Raw genomic sequence first — 8,324 nt, forward strand, 5'->3', positions numbered from 1 at the left:
GAACAGGGGATGAACTGAAACCGAAGCTGGGGAAGTCTTTTCCCAACTTCAACCCACAAATTGGTGGTCGCTGTTCCTGTCGCGAGCGGTCCAGCACCGATCTTGATCGACATCTTCTTTCCCGTCGCGTTTCTGGCACGGTCGATCGACTGGTCGTAAGCCGATAACAGCCTGACGGCATCCTTATAGAACGATTTGCCTGCTTCCGTCAACGTAACACCATTATGATTACGGTCAAACAACTTTATTTTTATAGAATCTTCCAAATGGTTAACTTGCTTAATGACTGCCGGGGCTGAAAGATACAATTCATTGGCTGCCTTATTAAAGCTTTGGTTGTCAGCCACCGCAATAAATGTTTTCAGTTGATCGTTCATTTTTTGCTACCTACTTGCAACTTCTGGTTATTAGCTACTAACATTTTAATACTTCTGTCTGATAAGGGAAAAAATTAAGATTTATGTGTAGAGAAAAAATTGAACACAGAGTATAGGAGACAAAACAATGACAAAAAGCAAATTTAACCCCGGCACTTACACTGGCAAGGGCAAAGGTATTGGCGACCTAAGCGTCTCACTAACCGTCAACGAAAGCGAGATAACCAAGGCAAGCCTTGACTTGAAAAACGAAAGCAGAAACGTGGGCCAAAGCGCTGATGAAGAACTCGCTAAGCAGATCATCGACAAGCAATCCGCTGATATCGACGGTGTAACCGGCGCCAGCCTGACCACCAAAGGCGTTAAAGCAGCAGTGAAAGATGCCTTGAGACAAGCCGAAGGCAAGGCAAAGTCAACCAGCCTCGCCTTAACTGAAGGCAGCTATATCGGCTATGGATCCGGGCACGGCGGGCAATTAGCCGTTAAGCTTGACGTTTTTGACCACCGCATCGGCGATCTCAAAATTATCTCCAGCCATGAAACGCCAAATGTTGGCGATGAGGCCGTAAAGCTGATTCCCAAGGAAATCGTCAGCCAGCAGACCTTGAACGTTGACGCGGTTTCCGGCGCTACCCTCACTTCAAAGGCAATTATTTCCGCCAGCGAGGATGCAGTGGAAAAAGCCGGCGGTAACTTAGCTGCCTGGACCAGCAAGGCCTACCACCGTCCACTGACCATCAACCATGAAGATTTAACCGCCGACGTCGTTATTGCCGGAGCCGGCTTAAGTGGCTTAATGACTGGTGCCTTCGCTGCCACTAAGGGTCTGGACGTCGTTGTCGTGGCCAAAGGCGAGCAAGTTGGCGGCTCTTCAAGATACGCGGGAGCCGTTTACGCCTTAGCAAACTCCAAGCTCGCTAAAAAGCAAGGCATTGACAACAGTATCGATAGCATCATGACTTATGTTGACAACGTTAACGCCGATGCCCAAAAGGCGCACGACAGAGAGTTCATGAAGAAGCTGATGACTGAATCCGGCAAGACTTTTGACCAACTGGTCAGCATGACCAATACCAAGGGAACATTCATTGGTCAAGGGCCGATCGTTTACGGCAATTTCGCCAACGGGGCCAGAGTCGATGAACTTCTCAGTGACATCATCAAAAAGCATGGTGGCAAGATCATCCTCAACAGCCGGGTTACCCAAATTTTGACAGATGGCGACAAGGCAACCGGCATCAAGGTCGAAAGCAAAGACGGCTCTGACTTTACGATTACTGCTGGCTCCGTCGTTATGGCTACTGGCGGCGCGTCATATGCTCCAGACCTGCTTAAAAAGAACACGCCTGCGGTAGCCAGCGTGCATGTCTTCAACCAGGCCAGCCGGGAAAACACTGCTGACGGCTACCAGCTGCTTCAAGAAATCGGGGCCGCCTTCTCCGACAACGATGTTTACAAAAATGGTAATCTTGACTTCAACCCGCAATTATACATTACCTGGAACAACGTTCCCGACTATTCAACCGGCATGATCATTGACAGTCAGGCCAAGCGCTTTACCAATGAAGCACCTTATGACAGCTTGAAAGTCACCTCAAGAATGTACCGCCACGGCAGTGACAGATACTATTTGCTTTACGATGACGAAAACCTGCCGGAAATTCTGCGCCAGGGAATCCATAAGCTGGATGAAAATGCCAAGCTTTACGTAACGGCTGCTTCTGTTGCTGAATTGGCTGAAAAGCTGAGCCTGGACGAAAAGCAGCTTGAGCGGACCTTTGCCAGCTACAAGCAGGCTGCCGCAGATGGCAATGATGAATTCGGCAAGCCGCAATCCAAGATCAGACCCTTGAATGAAAAGCAGCTCTACGCCTTCTACGTAATGCCTGGTTCCTGGGGCACGATCGGCGGGGTGAAGATCAACCATGATACCTTTGCAGTAAAGAAAGCAGATGGTTCTGACTTCCGCGACCTCTACGCGGTAGGTGAAATGTCAACCAGTGACTTGTTCACCGAATACTACATGGGTGGCTTCTCCTATGCCTGCTACTCCACTGAAGGCCGACTTTTAGCAGAAGAATTATACGAAAAACTTTAAGCAGCTTGAATTAGTGCTGAATGATTGCTTAGCTGAGCAGTCATTCGGCACTTTTTTTCTAGCAAAAAAGCACCGGACAATCGTCCAGTGCTTGCAAAAATTGCTTAGTCAAAGAAGCCGTCAGCCTTCAAGGCTTCCAAGTAGCGGTGCACGGCGTCTGGCCAAGTTGGCAGCGGCTTGAAGCCGTTCTTTTCCAGCTTGCTCTTGTCCAAACGTGAGTTGAACGGCCGTACAGCCTTGGAGAGGCCGTATTCTTCCGTGGTAACCGGGGTTACCTTGGTCTTGTAGCCAGCCTGGCGGTAGATTTCCTTGGTGAAATCGTACCAGCTGATATAACCGGTCTTGGTGCCGTTTTCATCATAGCCGCTGGCAGTTTCCGGCAATTCCGCGTTGGTTGCGTGGTAGTAGCCATACTTGTCGGTTTCGATCATGTCGACCAAAAGACGGGCCAAGTCCAAAGTGTAAGTTGGCGTACCGATTTGGTCGCTGACCACCTTGACTTCATCATGAGTCTTACCCACATTAAGCATGGTCTTGATGAAGTTCTTCCCGTTCAAGCCGAAGACCCAGGCGATGCGGACAATGAAGTACTTGTCCAAAGTTTCAGATACGGCAAGTTCCCCGCCCAGCTTGGTTTCCCCGTAAACGTTCATTGGCTTGTAGCCCTTGAAATCCGGGTCCCATGGCGTAGTGCCCTGGCCATCGAAAACGTAGTCAGTGGAGATGTAAACCATTGGCACGTCTAATTCCTTGGCTACGTTGGCGATGTTTTGGGTACCTTCAGTGTTAACCTTGCGGACAGCTTCAACCTTGTCGTCATCTTCAGCCAGATCAACCGCAGTCCAGGCAGCGCAGTGAACGATCACGTCCGGATTTACTTCCTTGATGGCCTTCTTTACGCCTTCTGCATCAGTAATGTCCAGGGAAACGTAAGGTGCAGTAGTAACAGCTGAGCCGTCAGCGATCCCGCTGTATTCTGGAACCAAGTCGCTGCCTACGCCTTCGTAGCCGCGCTTAGCCAATTCGTTCATCACGTCGTGGCCCAGTTGACCGTTGACGCCAGTTACGAAAACCTTCATGCTTTTTCCTCCCAATTAAAACTTGAAAGTGTCCTTAAGCCCTTGCCACTTTTGGTCCTTGTCGGACAAAGTCAGCTTAGTGCCGTCTTCCAAAGCGTAGCCGCTGGCGTCAGCTGAGCCTGGGTATTCGCCAACAACTTGTGGCCATTCAATCCCGATTTCAGGGTCGTTCCAAGCCATGCCGCCTTCATCGTTTGGGTGCCAGAAGTCGTTAACCTTGTAGCAGAATTCAGCTACATCGCTCAAAACCAGGAAGCCGTGGGCAAAACCTTCTGGAATCAAGAATTGCTTCTTGTTTTCAGCGGTCAGTTCAACCCCGTACCACTTGCCGTAGGTCTTGGAGTCGCTTCTCAGGTCAACGGCAACGTCGAAGACGTCCCCGCGAACGGCCCGGACCAGCTTACATTGCGGGAAGTGCTTTTGGAAGTGCAGGCCCCGCAAAACGCCCTTGGTTGAACTTGATTGGTTGTCTTGGACGAAGTTGATGTCAAAACCAGCTTCCTTCATGTCGTTTTCGTTGTAGGTTTCCATGAAGTAGCCACGGTCGTCCCCGTGAACTGCTGGCGTGATAACTGCCAGACCTTCAATACCGCCGACATTCTTTTCAACTTTGATTTGACCCATTTTTCTGATTCTTCTTTCTAAAAAACTAATACTTCAGCTTGCCTTCAGCCACCGCCTTGAGGTGCTGGCCGTAAGGGCTCTTGCCATAGTGCTTGGCTGCTTCCATCAACTTGTCTTCGTCGATCCAGCCGTGCACGTAGGCAATTTCTTCAGGAGCGGAGATGCTTACCCCAGTCCGTTCTTCCACCATCTTAACGAAGTTTGAAGCGTCTACCAGGCTCTTCATCGTCCCGGTGTCCAGCCAAGCATAGCCCCGGCCCAAAAGCTGGACGTCCAGGATGCCGTCGTTTAAGTACATCTCGTTCAAAGAAGTGATTTCCACTTCCCCGCGGGCACTTGGCTTAACCTGGGCAGCTCTTTCGCTCACGCCAGCCGGGTAGAAGTACAAACCAGTTACGGCGTAATTGCTCTTTGGCTGAGCCGGCTTTTCTTCGATGGAGATAGCGTGACCGTCCTTGTCGAATTCGACAACGCCAAAGCGTTCCGGATCGTTGACGTAGTAGCCAAAAACCGTTGCCCGGCCGTTTTGCGCGTCTTTTGCGGCGTTTTCCAGCATGTCAGTAAAGCCGTTGCCGTAGAAGATGTTGTCACCCAAGACCATGGCGCAAGGTTCGCCGTTAATGAAGTCCTCGCCCAAGGTAAAGGCTTGAGCAAGGCCGTCTGGACTTGGCTGAACCTTGTAAGAGAGCTTGATGCCGAATTGTGACCCGTCGCCCAAAAGTTCCTTAAAGCGCGGCGTGTCAGCTGGCGTGGAAATGACCAAGATGTCCTTGATCCCGGCCAGCATCAAGGTTGACAACGGGTAGTAGATCATTGGCTTGTCGTAAACAGGCAAAAGCTGCTTACTGGTGACCAGGGTTAATGGATACAGACGAGTGCCTGAACCACCTGCTAAGATAATTCCCTTCATTTTTCTTCCTTGCCTCTTACTTTTCGTCTAAAACCTGCTTCTTGCCGTACATTTCCTGGTAGTAGTTCTGGTAGTCACCGGAGATGATGTTTTCCCACCATTCCTTGTTGTCCAGGTACCATTGGATGGTCTTCTTGATACCGTCCTTGAACATGGTTTCCGGCAGCCAGCCAAGTTCTTCGTGGATCTTGGTTGGGTCGATCGCGTAGCGTTGGTCGTGGCCCTTGCGGTCAGTAACGTGTTCGATCAAGGAGTAAGGCTTGCCCAGGTAGTCGCAGATCAGCTTGACAATGTCGATGTTGTGCATTTCGTTGTGGCCGCCGATGTTGTAGACTTCGCCAACCGTGCCCTTTTCCAAGATCAAGTCGATGGCCTTGCAGTGGTCTTCAACGTAGAGCCAGTCGCGGACGTTTTGGCCTTCACCGTAAACTGGCAAAGGCTTGTCGTCCAAGGCTCTTTGGATCATCAATGGGATCAGCTTTTCCGGGAATTGGTAAGGGCCGTAGTTGTTTGAGCAACGGGAAATAGTTACAGGCAGGCCGTAAGTTCTGCCGTAAGCCCCGACCAAAAGGTCAGCGCTGGCCTTTGATGATGAGTATGGGCTGGAAGTGTGCAGCGGCGTGTCTTCGTGGAAGAAGAGGTCTGGCCGGTCCAGCGGCAAGTCGCCGTAAACTTCGTCAGTTGATACTTGGTGGTAACGCTTGATGCCGTACTTGCGGCAGGCGTCCATCAAAACTGAGGTACCGATGATGTTGGTTTGCAGGAAGATTTCCGGGTTTTCGATTGACCGGTCAACGTGGCTTTCAGCAGCGAAGTTGACAACAACGTCCGGGTGTTCTTCTTCAAAAAGCTTGTAGACGCCTTCGCGGTCGCAGATGTCCAGCTTGACGAAGCGGAAGTTTGGCTTGTCCATGACATCTTTCAAGGTTGACAGGTTGCCCGCGTAAGTCAGCTTGTCCAGGCAGATGATCTTATAGTCTGGGTGCTTCTTCATCATGTAGAAGACAAAGTTGGAGCCGATAAAGCCGGCACCACCGGTAACGATAATTTTCATGTAATGAACCTCCGAGTTCAAACTAAGCAATTTTTTCTCTTGACTGACTCAAAGTATAAAACATGACGTTACGTAAGCTTCAATAGGCAAAATAAAATAACTGCCGTTTTTTAAAAATGGCAGTTATTTGCGGCAGATAAAGGTCCCGGCGTCTTTAGTAATGTGGAAGCCCCCGGCGACTTCATCTTCAACGAATTGCTTAAACTCCTGGTAGCGGTCGAGCAGAAGCGCGTTCTGGTTGCCGTGGCAGGACAAGATATAAGAAATAACTGGTTCTGCTTCGTCTAAGTCGATGGCGTCAGCGTAGCGCCGGCAGGTTACTTGGGCAAAAAATGGAGCCAGGATCTCTTCCCCGTTGTCTAAGCCGAAGCGGTCGTAGAGGTTGACGGAAGAGAGGACGATTTGGGAGTTGAACTCCTGGACCAGGTCAGTGATTTCGTGCATGTGGCGCTTGCTGTAAGTTGACGCGCAGAAGCGGCCACCTTTTTTCAAAACTCGGCGGACTTCTTTAAGGACCTGGGGGATGTCATCGCAGTAAAAAAGCATGTGGTTGGCGACGACCAGGTCAAACTCTTCATCGGCAAAAGGCAAGTGAGCCGCGTCGCAACGGTCATAGGAAAAGCGGCTGTCTTCCCCGATTTCTTTTTTGGCATCGGCCAGCATCCCTTCTGAAATGTCGGTCAAGATGACCTGGCAGTCCTCCGGCAGGCGGTCGTGGCTAGTGGCCCAGAGTTCGCCATTGCCGCAGCCGATCTCTAAGATTTTTAAACCAGGGACCAAGTCCAGCTGGCGGAAAAGCCAGGGGAACCAACCCTCCTTGTTCATGGAGTAGTCCCGGTGCAGGCGGATCCGGGCAGAGATGTTGGTGGCGTTCTGGTACTGGGTCTTGAGGCTCTGGGTCATGGTTGACCGGTGGAGCAGTTCCAGCATCCGGCTCCAATCAACCGGCTTGCCGGCCTCCAGGGTTTGGGTGGTTGAGTCGATGGCGGCTTCAACGGCAGTCATTTCTTCAATCCGCTCTTCCACCAGGCGCCGCTGGATCTGCAGGGAATCCAGGAGGCGGCGCCTGTCGCTGGTCCCCAAAGTCAGGCCGCGGATTTCCCCTAAGGAAAAGCCCAGGTATTTTAACAGCAGGATCTGCTGGAGCTTGGCGAAGTCAGCGTCGCTGTAACGTCTGGCCCCGCCCTTGCTTCTGGCTGAAGGCTTGAGGAGGTTCTGCTGGTCATAGTAGCGGATCGTTCTAACGGACACATGGGCCCGCTTGGCGAATTCGCCGGATGTGTAGTAGTCGGTCATGGCGGCTCCTTTCTGCCTTTGATTATAACCGATTTTTTCCAGACAAAAATACCCTTGAGCTCAAGCTGGAGTTCAAGGGTAAAGTTTTGGCTAGTTCATGGTGAAGTGGAGGGCGTTGTCGACCTTGCTGGCGATAACGTCGTATTCCAGGGGATGCGGCCGGAAAAGATTGTCAATCATCGTATAGGTCAAGCCTAGGCAGAAGGTTTCCACGAAATCCTTGGCCTGCTGGTTATAATCTGCTCCTTCTTCTTCAATGATCTGCTTGAGCAAGACGGCAATGTGGCTGGAAATTTCTCCAACCACATCAACCTCTGTCTGGCTTGCATATACGCTCTTGTAGAAATCCTTGTTCAATTCGATCCCGTAAAAGACTAAAAAGATGATTCCTTCCCAGTCCAGGTAGCCGATATTGCTCTCGATATCGTTTTCCATCATCGACTTGATCGTATAGTCCAAGAGGTCGAACTTGTCCTTGAAGTTCTCGTAAAAAGTCTGCCGCCTAATCCCGCTCTTCTTCATGACCTTGGCAACACTGACATGGTTAAAGCCGTTTTTGGCCACCTCATCTTTAAAAACTTGCGAGATGTGCAGCTTTAAACTTTCTGACATAACGTACTCTTTATTTTAACAATGCCTGCAGGCCGCTGGCCAAAAGACCGCCGGCGATTGGCCCCAAAACAGGAACCCAGGCATAAGCCCAGTTGGCCCCGCCCTTGTTTGGCACTGGCAAAATTGCGTAAGCCAGACGAGGTGAGAAGTCACGGGCCGGGTTCAAGGCAAAGCCAGTCGTTGAACCCAAAGCCTGACCAACTACCATGATCAAGAAACCGACGATCAACGGCTTCAAGCCTTGGGTGAAGTTGCCCAGGTTGAGCAGGGTAAA

At 50.8% G+C, this 8,324-nt stretch carries 9 protein-coding genes; 1 reads left to right on the forward strand and 8 read right to left on the reverse strand.

Annotated elements, in window-relative coordinates:
• A partial coding sequence (locus ACI32D_RS07355) for a LysR family transcriptional regulator (protein WP_439775934.1) occupies positions 1-377 on the reverse strand: 377 nt, incomplete at its 3' end.
• Between the two features lie 127 nt (positions 378-504).
• Between ACI32D_RS07355 and ACI32D_RS07360 the strand changes: the two genes are divergently transcribed.
• Positions 505-2,475, forward strand: a complete 1,971-nt coding sequence (locus tag ACI32D_RS07360; protein WP_439775935.1) for an FAD-dependent oxidoreductase — start codon at positions 505-507, stop codon at positions 2,473-2,475.
• A 104-nt stretch (positions 2,476-2,579) separates the two neighbouring features.
• On the opposite strand, the gene rfbD is transcribed toward ACI32D_RS07360, so the two are convergent.
• The 7 genes from rfbD to ACI32D_RS07395 all read right to left on the reverse strand — a co-directional run.
• Entirely contained in the window at positions 2,580-3,554 is a 975-nt protein-coding gene (gene rfbD / locus ACI32D_RS07365) for a dTDP-4-dehydrorhamnose reductase (RefSeq protein WP_439775936.1), read from the reverse strand.
• A gap of 15 nt (positions 3,555-3,569) precedes the next feature.
• Positions 3,570-4,178 carry a dTDP-4-dehydrorhamnose 3,5-epimerase gene (gene rfbC, locus ACI32D_RS07370; protein ID WP_439775937.1) on the reverse strand — a complete coding sequence of 203 codons (609 nt, stop codon included), beginning with the start codon at positions 4,176-4,178 and terminating at the stop codon, positions 3,570-3,572.
• A 25-nt stretch (positions 4,179-4,203) separates the two neighbouring features.
• Positions 4,204-5,088: a glucose-1-phosphate thymidylyltransferase RfbA gene (gene rfbA / locus ACI32D_RS07375; RefSeq protein ID WP_439775938.1), complete on the reverse strand. Its 885-nt coding sequence runs from the start codon at positions 5,086-5,088 to the stop codon at positions 4,204-4,206.
• Positions 5,089-5,104: 16 nt separating this feature from the next.
• Positions 5,105-6,142 (reverse strand): dTDP-glucose 4,6-dehydratase, encoded by a 1,038-nt coding sequence (gene rfbB / locus ACI32D_RS07380; RefSeq protein WP_439775939.1) that lies wholly within the window; start codon positions 6,140-6,142, stop codon positions 5,105-5,107.
• Between the two features lie 123 nt (positions 6,143-6,265).
• Complete coding sequence (locus ACI32D_RS07385; RefSeq protein ID WP_439775940.1) at positions 6,266-7,438, reverse strand: MerR family transcriptional regulator; 1,173 nt, start codon at positions 7,436-7,438, stop codon at positions 6,266-6,268.
• A 90-nt stretch (positions 7,439-7,528) separates the two neighbouring features.
• Complete coding sequence (locus ACI32D_RS07390; protein ID WP_439775941.1) at positions 7,529-8,050, reverse strand: transcriptional regulator; 522 nt, start codon at positions 8,048-8,050, stop codon at positions 7,529-7,531.
• A 10-nt stretch (positions 8,051-8,060) separates the two neighbouring features.
• A partial coding sequence (locus ACI32D_RS07395; protein ID WP_439775942.1) for an aquaporin occupies positions 8,061-8,324 on the reverse strand: 264 nt, incomplete at its 5' end.

Source organism: Lactobacillus sp., from assembly GCF_051873315.1.
GTDB lineage: Bacteria > Bacillota > Bacilli > Lactobacillales > Lactobacillaceae > Lactobacillus.

Bases quoted from the DNA above. Each gene is read 5' to 3' on its own strand.
- ACI32D_RS07360 (WP_439775935.1), top strand. From the start codon at position 505: ATGACAAAAAGCAAATTTAACCCCGGCACTTACACTGGCAAGGGCAAA.
- rfbD (WP_439775936.1), bottom strand. From the start codon at position 3,554: ATGAAGGTTTTCGTAACTGGCGTCAACGGTCAACTGGGCCACGACGTG.
- rfbC (WP_439775937.1), bottom strand. From the start codon at position 4,178: ATGGGTCAAATCAAAGTTGAAAAGAATGTCGGCGGTATTGAAGGTCTG.
- rfbA (WP_439775938.1), bottom strand. From the start codon at position 5,088: ATGAAGGGAATTATCTTAGCAGGTGGTTCAGGCACTCGTCTGTATCCA.
- rfbB (WP_439775939.1), bottom strand. From the start codon at position 6,142: ATGAAAATTATCGTTACCGGTGGTGCCGGCTTTATCGGCTCCAACTTT.
- ACI32D_RS07385 (WP_439775940.1), bottom strand. From the start codon at position 7,438: ATGACCGACTACTACACATCCGGCGAATTCGCCAAGCGGGCCCATGTG.
- ACI32D_RS07390 (WP_439775941.1), bottom strand. From the start codon at position 8,050: ATGTCAGAAAGTTTAAAGCTGCACATCTCGCAAGTTTTTAAAGATGAG.